The sequence below is a fragment of the Sutcliffiella horikoshii genome (assembly GCF_021991925.1).
Classification (GTDB): Bacteria; Bacillota; Bacilli; order Bacillales; family Bacillaceae_I; genus Sutcliffiella_A; species Sutcliffiella_A horikoshii_F.
In genome coordinates, this window is sequence record NZ_RXZI01000001.1 from 482,728 (window position 1) to 498,448 (window position 15,721).

Annotated in this window: 15 protein-coding genes; 10 read left to right on the forward strand and 5 right to left on the reverse strand. The window is 40.7% G+C overall.

Features of this window, described 5'->3' with window-relative positions; genetic code table 11:
- Positions 1–151: 151 nt before the first annotated feature.
- A complete protein-coding gene (locus EKQ44_RS02335; protein WP_237661906.1) occupies positions 152–949 on the forward strand; it encodes an inositol monophosphatase family protein in 798 nt (265 codons plus the stop codon).
- 149 nt (positions 950–1,098) lie between these two features.
- On the opposite strand, the gene EKQ44_RS02340 is transcribed toward EKQ44_RS02335, so the two are convergent.
- Positions 1,099–1,284 (reverse strand): YlaF family protein, encoded by a 186-nt coding sequence (locus EKQ44_RS02340; protein ID WP_237661907.1) that lies wholly within the window; start codon positions 1,282–1,284, stop codon positions 1,099–1,101.
- Between the two features lie 128 nt (positions 1,285–1,412).
- Between EKQ44_RS02340 and typA the strand changes: the two genes are divergently transcribed.
- From typA to EKQ44_RS02355, 3 genes are all read left to right on the forward strand, one after another.
- The gene (gene typA / locus EKQ44_RS02345) at positions 1,413–3,248 is read left to right on the forward strand and encodes a translational GTPase TypA (protein WP_237661908.1); all 1,836 of its coding nucleotides are present in this window, start codon (positions 1,413–1,415) and stop codon (positions 3,246–3,248) included.
- Between the two features lie 260 nt (positions 3,249–3,508).
- Positions 3,509–3,823 carry a YlaH-like family protein gene (locus EKQ44_RS02350; protein WP_237661909.1) on the forward strand — a complete coding sequence of 105 codons (315 nt, stop codon included), beginning with the start codon at positions 3,509–3,511 and terminating at the stop codon, positions 3,821–3,823.
- Positions 3,824–3,837: 14 nt separating this feature from the next.
- Complete coding sequence (locus EKQ44_RS02355; RefSeq protein ID WP_237661910.1) at positions 3,838–4,122, forward strand: hypothetical protein; 285 nt, start codon at positions 3,838–3,840, stop codon at positions 4,120–4,122.
- A 44-nt stretch (positions 4,123–4,166) separates the two neighbouring features.
- On the opposite strand, the gene EKQ44_RS02360 is transcribed toward EKQ44_RS02355, so the two are convergent.
- Positions 4,167–4,601, reverse strand: a complete 435-nt coding sequence (locus EKQ44_RS02360; protein WP_237661911.1) for a hypothetical protein — start codon at positions 4,599–4,601, stop codon at positions 4,167–4,169.
- A gap of 3 nt (positions 4,602–4,604) precedes the next feature.
- Complete coding sequence (locus tag EKQ44_RS02365) at positions 4,605–4,805, reverse strand: YlaI family protein (RefSeq protein ID WP_237661912.1); 201 nt, start codon at positions 4,803–4,805, stop codon at positions 4,605–4,607.
- A 160-nt stretch (positions 4,806–4,965) separates the two neighbouring features.
- On the opposite strand from EKQ44_RS02365, the gene EKQ44_RS02370 reads away from it, so the two are divergent.
- Positions 4,966–5,424 (forward strand): pyridoxamine 5'-phosphate oxidase family protein, encoded by a 459-nt coding sequence (locus EKQ44_RS02370; RefSeq protein ID WP_237661913.1) that lies wholly within the window; start codon positions 4,966–4,968, stop codon positions 5,422–5,424.
- Between the two features lie 586 nt (positions 5,425–6,010).
- Here EKQ44_RS02370 and EKQ44_RS02375 read toward each other — a convergent pair.
- Complete coding sequence (locus EKQ44_RS02375; RefSeq protein ID WP_237661914.1) at positions 6,011–6,640, reverse strand: YhcN/YlaJ family sporulation lipoprotein; 630 nt, start codon at positions 6,638–6,640, stop codon at positions 6,011–6,013.
- Between the two features lie 228 nt (positions 6,641–6,868).
- On the opposite strand from EKQ44_RS02375, the gene EKQ44_RS02380 reads away from it, so the two are divergent.
- Positions 6,869–8,197, forward strand: a complete 1,329-nt coding sequence (locus tag EKQ44_RS02380; protein WP_237661915.1) for a PhoH family protein — start codon at positions 6,869–6,871, stop codon at positions 8,195–8,197.
- A 65-nt stretch (positions 8,198–8,262) separates the two neighbouring features.
- On the opposite strand, the gene EKQ44_RS02385 is transcribed toward EKQ44_RS02380, so the two are convergent.
- Positions 8,263–8,763: a peptidyl-prolyl cis-trans isomerase gene (locus tag EKQ44_RS02385; protein WP_237661916.1), complete on the reverse strand. Its 501-nt coding sequence runs from the start codon at positions 8,761–8,763 to the stop codon at positions 8,263–8,265.
- A 133-nt stretch (positions 8,764–8,896) separates the two neighbouring features.
- Between EKQ44_RS02385 and glsA the strand changes: the two genes are divergently transcribed.
- From glsA to EKQ44_RS02405, 4 genes are all read left to right on the forward strand, one after another.
- Positions 8,897–9,826, forward strand: coding sequence for a glutaminase A (glsA, locus tag EKQ44_RS02390; RefSeq protein WP_237661917.1), 930 nt, complete (start codon positions 8,897–8,899; stop codon positions 9,824–9,826).
- 92 nt (positions 9,827–9,918) lie between these two features.
- Positions 9,919–10,200, forward strand: a complete 282-nt coding sequence (locus tag EKQ44_RS02395; RefSeq protein WP_237661918.1) for an Fpa/YlaN family protein — start codon at positions 9,919–9,921, stop codon at positions 10,198–10,200.
- A 360-nt stretch (positions 10,201–10,560) separates the two neighbouring features.
- Positions 10,561–14,004, forward strand: a complete 3,444-nt coding sequence (pyc, locus tag EKQ44_RS02400) for a pyruvate carboxylase (protein WP_237661919.1) — start codon at positions 10,561–10,563, stop codon at positions 14,002–14,004.
- Positions 14,005–14,149: 145 nt separating this feature from the next.
- On the forward strand, positions 14,150–15,577 hold the full coding sequence (locus EKQ44_RS02405; RefSeq protein WP_237661920.1) for a cryptochrome/photolyase family protein: 1,428 nt from the start codon (positions 14,150–14,152) through the stop codon (positions 15,575–15,577).
- Positions 15,578–15,721: the final 144 nt, after the last annotated feature.

The window sequence follows — 15,721 nt, forward strand, 5'->3', positions numbered from 1 at the left end:
CATATGCTACCAGACGAACCTGTATGAGGTTCGTTTTTCTATGCTTCGGATTACTTGCTTTTACCGAACCGTTTCAGTAATCTAAGACATACATAATTCGAATTTCAGTTGAGATGGGAAATTTAATTGGTGAAGAAGGGCAGGAGACGACATGAAGTGGCGGGAAATAGATGAAAACGCAAAAAAATGGACAAGAGAAGCTGGTGAAAGGATCCGTGCTTCGTTCAGCAACGAACTGATGATAGATACGAAAAGCTCTGCTGACGATCTTGTAACAAATATTGACCGAGAAACAGAGCAATTTTTTATAGAGCGGATCAGGGAGACATATCCGGAACATCAGATTCTTGGTGAAGAAGGATTTGGTGATGAATTGGATAAATTAGATGGCACAGTGTGGATTATCGATCCAATTGATGGCACGATGAATTTTGTTCATCAACAACGAAACTTTGCAATTTCCGTTGCCGTTTACGAAGACGGGGTCGGGAAGATTGGCTTGATTTATGATGTGGTACATGACGAACTTTATCATGCAAAGCTTGGAGAAGGCGCCTATCTAAATGATACAAAACTACCTGAATTGGAAGAGGTTACGGTGGAGCGTGCTGTCATCGCATTGAATGCTACCTGGATTACGGAGAATAAACGCATAGATCCTACCATTTTGGCTCCTCTCGTAAAAAAAGTAAGAGGGACTCGCTCTTATGGTTCTGCGGCACTTGAGATGGCTTATGTGGCAACGGGCCGTATAGATGCATATATTACTCTGAGACTTTCCCCTTGGGATTTTGCAGCGGGACTAATACTTGTAAACGAGCTTGGAGGAAAAGTAACGACACTTCATGGCGAACCTTTGGATTTGCTGGGACAGAACAGTGTATTTGTCAGTAAACCGGGTTTGCATGAAGTAATCATGAAGGACTATTTATATAAGTTGAAGAAATGAGTAAAAACCCACGGATTTTATGGAGCCGTGGGTTTTTACCATTTAAGTGTGAGATTGTCTTGAGTTTACTGTAGACTTCCCTTATAGGGTTTTCACTTATCCTAAGAGTGTAACAAAAGGTAAATTATAGCAATATTATGTCTTTTGTTTTATAATTGTCCGTTTTCACGCATTTTTCTTTTTGTTTTGAATCCAAGACCCATTACTACCCCGAATAAAACAAACGCCAATACCATACCCATGGTGTTTCGCTCTCCAATCGCAATTCCGACCAAGCCCAAAGAAACCGCTGCCAAAATGGCATATACCATAAAAATCCACTTGATATTTTTCATAAAATCAACTCCTCCTGATGAAGCTAAGAACGTATAACTTATATTTTACATAAGTCCCTTTCTCTTTTCTACCATGTTTGTGGTATAATACTAAAGTTATTAAGTTGTAAAATTAGGGAGATGAAATAGTGAACATCCGCAATGATATCAGAAACATCGCAATTATCGCTCACGTAGACCATGGTAAAACAACGTTAGTGGACAAATTGCTACATCAAGCTGGGACGTTTAGAACGAACGAGCAGGTAGCAGAACGTGCCATGGACTCTAATGATTTAGAAAGAGAACGTGGGATTACTATATTAGCTAAAAATACGGCAATTAACTATAAAGATACGCGCATTAACATCATGGACACACCTGGACATGCCGACTTTGGTGGAGAAGTGGAACGTATTATGAAAATGGTTGATGGTGTACTTTTAGTAGTAGATGCTTATGAAGGCTGTATGCCTCAGACGCGCTTTGTATTGAAAAAAGCGTTAGAGCAGAACCTCACACCAATCGTAGTTGTGAACAAAATTGACCGTGACTTTGCTCGTCCTACAGAAGTGGTTGACGAAGTAATCGATTTATTCATCGAATTGGGTGCTAATGAAGAGCAATTGGAATTCCCGGTTGTATATGCATCTGCAATTAACGGTACAGCTAGTACAAATCCTGAAAAACAAGATGAAAACATGGAAGCAATCTATGAGTCCATCGTTGAACATATCCCAGCTCCAGTTGATAACAGTGATGAGCCGCTTCAATTCCAAGTAGCGCTTCTTGACTACAATGACTATGTGGGCCGTATCGGAGTTGGACGTATCTTCCGTGGAACGATGAAAGTTGGCCAACAAGTTGCTTTAATGAAGCTTGACGGTTCTGTGAAACAATTCCGTGTATCGAAGCTATTTGGTTTCATCGGTCTTAAACGTGTGGAAATCGAAGAAGCAAAAGCTGGAGACCTTGTTGCTGTTTCCGGAATGGAAGACATCAACGTAGGGGAAACGGTTTGCCCGGTTGACAACCAAGATGCACTTCCTGTTCTTCGTATTGACGAGCCTACTCTTCAAATGACTTTCTTGGTAAACAACAGTCCATTTGCTGGTAAAGAAGGTAAATTTGTTACTTCTCGTAAAATTGAAGAGCGTTTAGAAGCTCAGTTGGAGACAGATGTAAGTTTACGTGTAGATCCAACTGATTCTCCGGATGCATGGGTTGTTTCAGGTCGTGGAGAGCTTCACCTTTCCATTTTAATTGAGAACATGCGCCGTGAAGGATTTGAGCTTCAAGTGTCAAAACCTGAAGTAATCATCAAAAATGTTGATGGTGTTAAATCTGAGCCGGTTGAGCGTGTACAAATCGATGTACCGGAAGATTACACTGGTTCCATCATGGAATCCATTGGTGCCCGTAAAGGTGAAATGGTAGACATGATCAACAACGGTAACGGTCAAGTTCGTCTGATCTTTATGGTACCTTCCCGTGGATTGATTGGGTATACGACGGAATTCCTTTCCCTTACTCGTGGTTACGGAATCATCAACCACACATTTGACAGCTACCAACCAATGGCAGCAGGTCAAGTAGGTGGACGTCGCCAAGGAGTTCTTGTTTCAATGGAATCAGGTAAAGCATCTACTTATGGTATCATGGGTATTGAAGACCGCGGAGTTATCTTTGTTGAGCCTGGAACTGAGGTTTACGAAGGAATGATCGTGGGAGAGCATAACCGTGAGAATGACCTTGTTGTTAACGTTTGTAAGATGAAGCAAGCGACTAACGTACGTTCTGCAACGAAGGATCAAACAGTAAGTATGAAAAAACCTCGTTTAATGACATTAGAGGAGTCTTTAGAATACTTGAACGACGATGAATATTGTGAAATCACGCCACAATCCATCCGTTTGCGTAAAAAACTTCTTGATAAAAACGAACGTGAAAGAGCAGCGAAAAAGAAAAAATACGCTGAAGCTTAAGAATTAATTTAAGAAGGAGGCAGGGTTGCTTTTACGTCTATAGCGACCCTCGCTATCCTTTTTTTCTAAGGATCTGTTAGGCAGCTTATTGATTGGCGCACAGGTCTAAGGCACCAGCGGGATGTAGCGCGTATGAGATTCTGATGGCAAAGTCGAGAAGTCTCCACTGGCACCCTTTGGATAAGCGAAATCATGTGCTGAAATTAATAGCAGCGTTTAACAGATTCTATAACAAAAAAGTTAGAAATGGGGAGTAGGCAATGGATGTTACACAAAGACTATCCTTTTTTGCTAGTCTATACCGTGTCGATGAAAACCCTGACTTAGGCATGTGGATGCTATACTTTACTATTCTGGGTCTATCCATATTAGTGTACAAGCTTGGCTTCGCCTTGAAGCTGCCTCTATTAAAATCTGTGGTTATTTATCTCTTCCTCGGATTTGGAAGTACAGTCCTGACTTTTCTGGGAATCTTTCTTCCCGTAGCAGAAGGATTGGTGGTTGCTGCTTTAATATTGATAATCTATAAAATTCGACTTCATCGTTCCAAGCAAGCGGAAAGTACAGAATCTTAAAGGGGGCGTTCTGTGTGAGGTCCTTACAAGATACATTATACAATTGGCTGACCATAAAAGTTGTGGCCGAAGCAAGGCCAGATGATAAGTCCGCCCAAGATACAAAAGAACTTTTTGAAGGGATTCTCCTTGAGGATCACAAGCTGACAAACATCGTCGTTTCCAAAGAGGATCCGATGTATTATGTGGAATACGATAAAGATGGGGAGCGCCATAAGGCTAGGTTTCCAATCGAACTCATCGACGTGATGCTTGAACAAATTCAAAACGAACCTGATAAGTATCATAATTATGAATAGAAAAAGGATAGCTCCTTCCCGAGTGCTTGACACTTGCGAGGGAGCTATCCTTTTTGCTTCGTTGTTTTATAAAATATAGGAAGGAATAAAGCAAATGCTATGTGCCCCATGGACCATAAGAAGATGGCTATCCCATCGAAAGGAGCAGGTGTTTCTTTAATAGCCAGAATTGTTAATGGAAAATACAAAAAAACAGTAGGAAGGGTGATGCCTATTGCGACCAGATATTGCTTTCTTTTATCATCCAAATGGAAACGTTTCACTAGGAATGCAAAGAGGATGCCGATAGGAATGGCAACTAGTAGATGGAAGGTAAACTCAGTCAATTCCGAAAAACTTGCATTTTTGAAACCTGGAATAAAATCGAGATTTAACAAAAGTACGTAAATTTTCTTTCCTGAAACTATTTCAAGCACCTTTATAAATAAGCCCATCAAGATCCCGCTTATTAAGCCTGTAAATGCCCCTCTTACTATCAAGGTCTACCACTCATCCTGATTTTGTTTTTGTTCATACAGTTTGAAATTACCTGAAGCTTTTCTCTCGTTTGTTCTTTTTTCTATTCTCTCAGCACATTCATCGCACATATATGTATGTATTGGTCTGTTGCGAAGCCTTTTCGCTACTAATGTTTCATCATTTATACTTTCGATTTTATCGCATATTACACACTTGACTCTCATGGTCCACCTCATTTATTCAATCTTTATCAATAGTATAGCATAAAGGGGGAAAATTAAGAATTAATTGGTAACCGGGCTAATGAGGATAGTAAATAACCGTTTCTTTCTATGGAAATGGAGATATGGTAAGATAAATAAAAATACAGTGGGGGGATGAACAATGCCAAACTTGGTAGAATATGTTCTTTTAGAACCGCTTAAGGCCGCACTGCAAAAAGAAACACTTGTTACAATAAGTACTGTAGATCATGAAAAAGGCGGACCGAATGTCAGTGCAATCTCCTGGCTATATGCCCCTGATGAGAAATCCGTTCTACTTGCTGTCAATGCGGAATCTCGCATAGTGAAAAATGTGATACATAACAGCGAACTAGTGGTAAACCTGATGGCCAATGATTCCGTTTATGCCATTCATACCAAAGCAACTGTAAAAGTGGAGAAGCTGGAAGAGGTTCCTTTGAAATTGGCTTTATTACATCTTGAGGTAAAAGAAGTGCGGGATGTCATGTTTTATGGAGCTAAAATAAGTGTGGAGCCAAAGTTTGAAAAAACCTACGACATAGATGCGGCCAAAAAGTTGGATGATCAGGTAATGACGGCGATACGGAAGCATTCATAGGTGTTGATTGAAGGGTAGCAGGGAGACCTGCTATTTTTTGTGGGGTTTGGAGTAAACGTCGATTTTCGGATGCATTTCGGAAAGTGGTGATAAGATATGTCTCGGGAATTCATGATATGTTTAGGGAATTCATGATATATTCTAAAATTTCATGATAAGTTTAGGAAATTCATGATAAATCCTAAAAATTCATGATATATCTCGGGAATTCATGATAAATCCTAAAAATTCATGATATATCTCGGGAATTCATGATATAACCTAGAAATTCCGGATATCTCATGGAAATTCATGATAAAGCCCAATTCCGGATATCCCTCTGACGAGAATTCATGATATAACCTAGAAATTCTAGATATTTCTCGAGAATTCATGATAAAACCCAGAAATTCCACAAATCCCTCTGTAAATCATGATACCTCCCAAAAATTGCGGAACCCCCTCTGTAAATCATGATACCTCCCAAAAAATTCCGGAAATCTTGATAAACCCCTTCCCACACCAATTCCGACTCTCTGTCCTCTACCCCCAACCATTAAAAAAGCTGTCCAAGAGTGGAGTTCTCCCTCCAGGACAGCAATCAACGTTAGTTCTGTTTCACTTTCTTATTTCGCTCTTCATCCTTATAATGATTGGACTGATTTTGCTGTTTTTGTTCTAGTTGTTTTTCTTGATCGTCCGGGAGTTGAGGGTTGTTTTGCTCGGTCGGATTTGGTGCGGTAGGCTCTTTTAAGTCAATTGGAATCTCCGGCATAACCCGGCCTACGATTTCTGCCAGTTCTTCCATGATCCCCGTTAAAGGCCTGCCATTTTGGATATCCCTGCCCATCTCCTGTAACCTTACAAAGGAATCTGCATCTGCAAGGATGACAGCAGTTGCGCCGTATGGATCACTTTTTAAGCTTTCTGCAACAGAGTATTTAATGGTACTTACCCTTTCCCGATTTAAATCGGAGTTCACATCGATTCCAACTACTGCATATGGACCTAATACTACAGCAGTCGCATCGTTTACATTTGGCACCCTCGTAGCCAATTCCACAAGATGGGCAGAAACTTCTTGTCCAGTTTTTCTATCTACCTGTACATCTGCAGAGTCCCTAACGTGGATGACCTGTGAGTTTTCTTTGTCATTTGAAATATTCCGCGTTTGATTGTTCATACAACCGGTAAGTGCCAAGGAAACAATGGCAGTCACTACTAAATATCTTTTCAATTTATTTCACTCCTTCTCTAGGATGATCCCATTTTCATCTGTCTTGATTTTATTGTTTATTTGTTCTTCTATCTTTATTCATTCCGACATATATTTTAACAACGGTCCGTCCCTCTTTTATGGTCAAGTAGTAACACACTAATTGTATTGGGGCCATATACTGAAAGGGAGGATGCCTTGATTCACTCCAGAAAGACAATAGAAGGGCTGAGAGTAGGAGGCGGCAGGTTGGGTAAAATTTATGTATTAGATACGAATGTCCTGTTACAGGATCCATATGCAATTTATTCATTTGCAGATAATGAGGTAGTTATTCCTGCAGTAGTATTGGAAGAAGTGGATTCGAAAAAAAGATATATGGATGAAATAGGAAGGAATGCAAGGCAGGTTTCAAAGATCATCGATTCGCTAAGAGCAACAGGCAAGCTGCACGAAAAGATTCCATTGCACAATGGAGGCGCACTTCGCATTGAATTGAATCATCGCAGTTTTCATCAGCTGCAGGAAATATTTGTAGAAAAGACAAATGATAATAGGATTCTTGCTGTGGCGAAAAATCTTTCTTTGGAAGAACAAACCAAAGAGGATGGCCGCTTAGTCATTTTGGTAAGTAAGGATGCGCTTGTCCGTGTGAAGGCGGATGCCATCGGATTGATTTCAGAGGACTTCCTCAACGATCGGGTTGTGGAAGTGGACCATATTTACAAAGGGTTTCTAGAGGTTTATGTACAGGCTGATACACTTAATGCTTTTTACCTAAAAGGGGAGATTGCTGTATCGGAGCTGGCTGACTCATCTTTTTATGCGAATCAGTTTATCATAATGAAGGATGCACTTGGGGGTTCTGCTTCAGCCTTGGGCATTATTGATGCAACAGGAAGAAAAGTGAAAAAGCTGATTTTTGATCAGGACCATATATGGGGAATCAGACCGCGGAATGTACAACAAACAATGGCGTTTGAAATGCTACTTCGAACCGATATTCCATTGGTTACCTTGACGGGCAAGGCAGGAACGGGAAAAACTCTTCTGGCACTGGCTGCAGGGCTTATGCAAACGGAAGATTTGAATCGTTATAAAAAACTGCTAGTTGCCCGGCCAATCGTGCCGGTTGGAAAAGATATCGGATTTCTGCCAGGTGAAAAAGAGGAAAAATTACGACCTTGGATGCAACCAATATATGATAACTTGGAATATCTTTTCAATACAAAAAAGCCAGGGGAACTTGATGCGATTTTGGCAGGGATGGGTTCCATTGAAGTGGAAGCACTGACGTATATAAGGGGAAGAAGCATACCGGAACAATTCATCATCATAGATGAAGCGCAGAACCTGACAAAGCATGAGGTCAAGACGATCCTGACAAGAGTGGGGGAGCGGAGTAAGATTGTCCTTATGGGAGATCCGGAACAGATTGATCATCCTTACCTTGATGAATACAACAATGGATTAACCTATGTAGTGGAACGCTTCAAAGACCAAAAGCTCGCTGGGCATGTGAAGTTTGTTAAAGGTGAACGCTCCATGCTCGCAAAACTTGCTGCAGATCTATTATAATAATTTCCGAACAAAAAATAGTGCCGCAGTTATTTGCGGCACTATTGCGGAATCCTTACAAGCAATTACTTTACAATAATTTTATGAATATGGGTCAAAGGGGCATCTTGGTTGGATCCATCCTCAAAGTACGCATGAACAGGTCCATTTTCCTTTAGCGGCTTTCCGTTTTTGGAAAAGGCCAATATCATTTCTTGAGCTGTGGGGATATCCACTTCCAATTCCCTTCCTTGACCGACAAACACTACCTTTGAAGAATCCGATTGAGGTTCGGCATTATGCAGAAATGGCCCAAACTTAATTCCGAATGTCCCGTTTAAAAGCTTTTCCTTTTCAAACTTTCGCTCTGACTTCAATGTTGGTGGGTAGATGGCGCCTTCCCTGATCTCACGTTCCCAATGCTTGGATACCGCTTTTGTATATTCCTCGAGTTCGTCCTTTTTTTCGTGCGTTTCTTCTGCGAAATATGTATCTAAATCAATCCTTCTATCGTCAAAGATCCATACACCTGGATCAAGCGTTATTGAAAAATTGACCTTGCCTTCTATTCTGATGATATTTTCCATGTTGTCCCCCTCTTGTGTAATCCTTTTCATTATTATATAACTTGTATGTTTTTTTGTCATGTTCTCGGGGAATCTATTGGTAGATTATATCATCAGAGGTTGAATGACCCTTGATAAAGAAGGATGTGGGAGAATGGCATGCAGAAGTGAGGAAATATTGGATGCGTTGGTCAAGGAAGCGAGAAAGGTCTCTTTTGAAGGGAAAGTGGCAAATTACATACCTGCACTACAAAAAGAAAGTCCCGATCACTTGTCTTGTGCATTGGTTTACCCGGATGGGGACTGCTTTTCCGCTGGAGATATACAACGGAAATTCACTCTCCAAAGCATATCAAAAATAATTACACTTGCAATAGTGCTCATGGATTATGGGCCAGAGCATGTTTTTCATAGAGTTGGGATGGAACCAACAGGAGATCCCTTTAATTCCATTATTAAGCTTGAAACTTCTTCAAAGGCCAAACCATTAAATCCAATGATAAATGCTGGGGCACTGGCTGTTACATCGATGATCAAAGGATCTAATGCAGAGGAAAAAGTGGAATACATAATGGATTTTGTGAGAAAGCTCACCAATGAACCAGATATAGACTATTGTGAGGAGGTAGCAATATCCGAATTCACAACATCTTTCTTAAATAGATCTTTATGTTTTTACATGAAAGGGGATGGAGTGATTCACGGTAATGTGGAAGAAATCATGGAGGTCTATACGAAACAGTGTGCCATCCGGATGAATTGTCTTCAATTGGCAAGAATGGGGGTGGTCTTTGCAATGGATGGGCTTAATCCTGTAACGAACGAGCAGGTCATGCCGAAAGAAGTAGCAAGGATCTGTAAAACGTTTATGGTAACATGCGGGATGTATAATGCCTCTGGAGAATTTGCAATAAGGATTGGAATTCCGGCCAAAAGTGGAGTATCAGGGGGAATTATGGGATCTGTTCCGGGTAGAATGGGGATAGGCATATTCGGACCAGCTCTGAATGAAGTTGGAAACAGCCATACAGGGCTTAAACTCCTGGAATTACTACAGGATAAATATGATTTAAGCATGTTTTAATATACGGAACGGATCCTCCTTGCAATTTTTTTAAAATAACGATAAAATTTATAGATAAGATAGGCAATTGTACGTAAACGGAGGGATCGATATTGGCATCAGATATCGTGGTCGATCATCGTGATAAAGCTATTTCGCTTTTAAAAGCTGATTCAGATAAAATACTGAAACTTATTCAAGTCCAAATGGACAATCTTACCATGCCACAATGTCCATTGTACGAGGAAGTGCTGGACACGCAAATGTTCGGTTTGTCCCGAGAAATGGATTTTGCCGTTCGCTTAGGCTTGATTAGCGAAAAAGAGGGGAAAGATATCCTTTCCAAGCTGGAAAAGGAACTTTCTGCACTTTATGAAGCCTGGGAAAAAAATTAATGATAAAAACGCTCAATCAACTTTTAAAAAGTTGGTTGGGCGTTTTTATTAAAGGCTCTTTTCGTATACTTTGTTGGTTTTACATACTTACTACCCCACAGATATAAAGTTCTAAATTGTATTAAGTTTAATTGCCTACTTTTTAAAAGTAAGAGTTGTAATCCCTTAGTAATGAAGCTTATAAAACTAATTAAACATGCAATAAATACTTATATAAGAAAATCGCATAATTCTACATAATTTACCTGAATAATAAGAAAAAGAGGAAAGTTATCGAAAAATAATGTATAATGGCATATATAATTGATAAAATATTCTAAACTTTTCCAATGTGAGAAGTAGCTACTAGGGGGAGACAATATGACAAGAAAAATTAATAAGGTCCTCGTTGCCAATCGCGGCGAGATCGCAATTCGTGTTTTTCGAGCATGTACAGAATTAAACATTCGCACAGTTGCTATTTACTCAAATGAAGATATCGGATCTTTTCATCGATACAAAGCAGATGAAGCGTATCTGGTAGGAGAAGGAAAAAAACCGATAGATGCCTATCTGGATATTGATGGAATCATTGAAATTGCAAAAGCAAATGATGTAGATGCCATACATCCTGGATATGGATTCCTTTCCGAGAACATCCATTTTGCCAAGAAGTGCGAAGAAGAAGGTATCATCTTTATCGGACCAACATCCAAGCACCTCGATATGTTCGGGGACAAGGTGAAGGCAAGAACACAGGCCCAACTTGCCAACATTCCGGTAATTCCCGGTACGGATGGACCTGTTCATTCATTGGATGAAGTGATGGATTTCGCGGCTACATATGGCTATCCTTTGATGATCAAAGCTGCCCTGGGTGGTGGAGGGCGTGGAATGCGTATCGTCCGTAGCAAGTCCGAATTACGAGATTCTTTTGATAGGGCAAAATCGGAAGCGAAGGCCGCTTTTGGAAACGATGATGTTTATGTGGAGAAGTTAATTGAAAACCCAAAACATATCGAAGTTCAAATTCTTGGGGATCAGCACGGTGAAATCGTTCATTTATTTGAACGTGATTGCTCCATTCAAAGACGTCACCAAAAAGTCGTGGAAATTGCTCCAAGCGTATCCCTTACGGATGACTTGCGTGATCGGATTTGTCAGGCTGCAGTAGAATTAATGAAAAATGTGGATTATATCAATGCAGGAACGGTTGAATTTCTAGTAGCTGGGGAAGAGTTTTATTTCATTGAAGTAAATCCAAGGGTCCAGGTGGAACACACTATTACCGAAATGGTCACTGGAGTGGATATTGTTCAATCTCAAATCATGATTGCAGAAGGTCATGCCCTACATAGCAGCAAGCTTGGGATTCCTAAGCAAGAAGACATCCGCGTACATGGTTTTGCCATCCAGTCCCGTGTAACCACGGAGGATCCTTTGAATGGATTCATGCCTGATACTGGAAAAATCATGGCTTATCGTTCCGGTGGTGGATTTGGAGTTCGTTTGGATGCAGGAAATGGTTATCAAGGGGCAGTCATCACGCCTTATTATGACTCATTACTTGTGAAGCTTTCTACATGGGCGTTAACTTTTGAACAGGCAGCTTCCAAAATGGAACGTAACTTGAAAGAATTCCGTATTCGTGGAATAAAGACGAATATCCCGTTCTTGGAAAATGTAGTGAAGCATCCACAATTTATGAATGGGGAATATGATACGTCTTTTATTGATACCACTCCTGAACTTTTCGTGTTCCCAAAGCGAAAAGACCGCGGAACGAAGATGCTCTCTTATATCGGAACTGTGACCGTTAACGGATTCCCTGGGGTGGAAAAGAGGAAAAAACCAATTTTCACGAACCCAAGAATGCCTGATGTGTCAGGGATCGATGAGGTGCCAAGAGGTACGAAACAAATCTTGGACGAGCGTGGAGCGGATGGATTGGTTAGATGGGTGAACGATCAGAAAGAAGTGTTACTGACAGATACAACGTTCAGGGATGCTCACCAATCATTACTGGCTACTCGCCTCCGTACCAACGATATGAAACAGATTGCAGAGCCTACAGCAAAATTACTACCTAACCTTTTTTCCATGGAGATGTGGGGAGGGGCTACATTTGATGTTGCATATCGCTTCTTGAGTGAAAATCCGTGGGACCGACTTCTTACACTACGTGAAAAGGCACCGAATGTCCTATTCCAGATGCTGCTTCGTGCGTCCAATGCAGTTGGTTATAAAAACTACCCTGATAACCTGATTAAGGAGTTTGTAGAAAAATCAGCTTATGCAGGAATCGATGTTTTCCGTATCTTTGACAGCTTAAACTGGGTGAAAGGCATGACATTAGCTATTGATGCTGTGCGAGATTCAGGGAAATTGGCGGAAGCGGCAATTTGTTATACAGGAGACATCAATGATCCAAGCAGAACAAAGTATGATTTGCAATATTATTGTGATATGGCGAAAGAGTTAGAGCGAAGCGGAGCACATATCCTTGCAATCAAAGATATGGCAGGTCTTTTGAAACCACAATCGGCATATCGTCTGATTTCTACATTAAAAGAGACGGTTGATATTCCAATCCATCTTCATACCCATGATACAAGTGGCAATGGTATTTACATGTATGCGAAAGCAATCGAAGCGGGTGTAGATATTGTCGATGTTGCCGTCAGTTCCATGGCCGGACTGACATCACAGCCAAGTGCCAACTCCCTGTACTATGCGCTAGAAGAAACGAACCGTAAGCCAGATGTTTCTGTCAAAGCTTTGGAACAGCTCTCTCACTATTGGGAGGATGTCAGAAAATACTATAGCGACTTCGAAAGCGGTATGAATAGTCCTCACTCCGAAGTATATATGCATGAAATGCCTGGAGGTCAATACAGTAATCTCCAACAGCAGGCAAAAGCGGTAGGGTTAGGGGCTCGTTGGGAAGAAGTGAAAGAGATGTATCGCCGGGTTAATGATATGTTTGGTGATATTGTCAAAGTGACTCCATCTTCCAAAGTGGTAGGGGATATGGCATTGTTCATGGTTCAAAACAACCTTTCCGAACAGGATGTACTTGAAAAGGGTGAATCGGTCGATTTTCCGGACTCTGTCATCGAACTTTTTGAAGGGTATCTCGGTCAGCCGCACGGAGGGTTCCCTGAAGACCTTCAAAGGGTCATCCTGAAAGGGAAGTCACCGATAACCGTTAGACCAGGTGAGCTGTTGGACGATGTGAATTTTGAAGAGATTCGTGAGAAGCTTTTCGAAACACTTAATCGACAAGTGACAAGCCATGAGATGATTGCTTATGCGCTTTATCCGAAGGTATTTCTTGATTATCAGAAAAAATATGAACAATACGGAAATGTATCCGTTCTGGACACGCCGACCTTCTTCTTCGGTATGAGATTAGGAGAAGAAATTCAAGTTGAAATTGAACAAGGAAAAACCTTGATGGTGAAGCTTGTCTCAATTGGCCAACCACAAAAAGATGGCACCCGCGTTGTCTACTTTGAATTAAATGGACAACCTCGTGAAGTGAACATCAAAGACGAGAGTGTTAAATCGGATGTTGTGTCCAAGCCTAAAATGGATGCAACAAACCCTACACATATTGGAGCAACCATGCCTGGAACCGTCATAAAGGTTCTCGTGGAAAAAGGTGAGAAAGTGTCCAAAGGAGATCACTTGATGATCACCGAAGCCATGAAAATGGAAACGACTGTACAAGCGCCATTCAGCGGTACTGTAAAAGAAATTCACGCAGCGGCCGGTGAAGGCATAGCAACGGGAGATCTATTGATTGAGGTAGATAAAATTTAAGAATTGAATACTACTGCTTGCAAACCCGAGAGTGATCCTGTCTCTCGGGTTTTATTATTTTTATATAAGGCTTGTTTTCCTCAGCCCATCTAAACTTTTCTTTATACCAATGCGCCACTATAATAATGGACGAGGTGACGTACTAATGACTTTATCTGTGATGTGGTTTCGAAGGGATTTCCGGCTACAGGACAACACAGCTTTATACCACGCGGTAAAGGAAGCGCAACATAGAAAAGAACTTATATTGTTTATGTACCATCTAGACCCGAAATTCACCAGCAAGGATACACCGAATCATCGGTTCTTCTTTACTGCCTTACAAGAATTCATTAAGCATGGTGAAGCAAAGGGAATCTTTGTCCACGTATTAGAAGGGACCTGGAAAGATGCTTTTTTAAAATTATTAAATCATTTTCCCGACATGACTTCTTTATATTTAAATAAGGACGAAGTAGGAGAAGGGTATAAAAGGGATAAAGAGATTGAGAGATTTTTATGTCAAAAGAATATTAGGGTTCATTCTTATGATGATTACAACATTCATCATGCGGATGAAGTGAAGAAGGCGGACAACAGCATTTATAAAATATTTACACCTTATTTTAAAAAATGGAACTCTCTCCCTAAAAAGGATCCTGTAACTGTTAATGAAGAAACTATAAAAAATATCTCGGTCAAAGATGATGGGTTGTATAACGAAGGCCTAGAAAGTTTATCCAAGATAGCTAAAAGGTTGCCTGCACAAGAGGATAATCCACAGGAAGAACAAGCATTCAAGCTGCTTCAAAGCTTTCTAAAGGACAAGGTTGATCATTACGACCGGTTAAGGGACCTGCCTGCAGCAAATGGAACTTCTAAACTGTCTGTATTTTTAAGGACAGGTGCCATTTCTGCCCGGACCATCCTCTATTATATCCAGGAAAAACAACTGACGTCTTACAGCACTGGGATGGATACATTTGTGAAAGAACTCGCCTGGCGTGACTTTTACAATATGATTTATCATCATTATCCTAATAGTAAATCGCAAGAAATCGATGAGAAATATCATCAGCTTGATTGGAGTATGGATGAAAACCTCCTCCAAAAGTGGAAAGAGGGAAACACGGGCTTTCCGATAGTTGATGCAGGAATGAGACAATTGAAGCAGGAGGGTTGGATGCAAAACCGGATCAGAATGATTACCGCTTCTTTTCTCACGAAAGATTTACTGATGGATTGGAGGTTCGGGGAATTATATTTTGAGGAGATGCTGCATGATTATGATGAGTCGTCCAATATCGGAGGCTGGCAATGGGCTGCATCAGTTGGAACGGATGCAGTGCCATATTTTCGGATTTTTAATCCAATCACCCAGTCAAAACGGTTTGATCCTAGAGGAGAGTATATCAGAAAATACGTTCCTGAAATGAGTGGAGTCCCGGAAGCATTCATACATGAACCATGGAAAATGAGTGACCAAGATCAAGAAAAAGCAAATTGCATCATTGGCAAGGATTACCCAGAACCTATTGTGGACCATAGTCTGCAAAGAAAAAGGGCGATTCAAATGTTTAAAAATTTAACCTGACCAAAGGGTAGTTCTAATCATTTAATAGGATAAGCAAATAGCAAGTTGATTGTAGTCGCAGTACTAAGACTGCTCCATGTAAGTCGCAGAATATGGAGATCCGTGGAGCTACAGGTAATACAATCATTCTGGTAATAGTTGCTT

Coding starts and splice junctions, on each gene's coding strand:
- EKQ44_RS02335 (WP_237661906.1), top strand. CDS start 152: ATGAAGTGGCGGGAAATAGATGAAAACGCAAAAAAATGGACAAGAGAA.
- EKQ44_RS02340 (WP_237661907.1), bottom strand. CDS start 1,284: ATGAAAAATATCAAGTGGATTTTTATGGTATATGCCATTTTGGCAGCG.
- EKQ44_RS02350 (WP_237661909.1), top strand. CDS start 3,509: ATGGATGTTACACAAAGACTATCCTTTTTTGCTAGTCTATACCGTGTC.
- EKQ44_RS02365 (WP_237661912.1), bottom strand. CDS start 4,805: ATGAGAGTCAAGTGTGTAATATGCGATAAAATCGAAAGTATAAATGAT.
- EKQ44_RS02370 (WP_237661913.1), top strand. CDS start 4,966: ATGCCAAACTTGGTAGAATATGTTCTTTTAGAACCGCTTAAGGCCGCA.
- EKQ44_RS02385 (WP_237661916.1), bottom strand. CDS start 8,763: ATGGAAAATATCATCAGAATAGAAGGCAAGGTCAATTTTTCAATAACG.
- glsA (WP_237661917.1), top strand. CDS start 8,897: ATGGCATGCAGAAGTGAGGAAATATTGGATGCGTTGGTCAAGGAAGCG.
- pyc (WP_237661919.1), top strand. CDS start 10,561: ATGACAAGAAAAATTAATAAGGTCCTCGTTGCCAATCGCGGCGAGATC.
- EKQ44_RS02405 (WP_237661920.1), top strand. CDS start 14,150: ATGACTTTATCTGTGATGTGGTTTCGAAGGGATTTCCGGCTACAGGAC.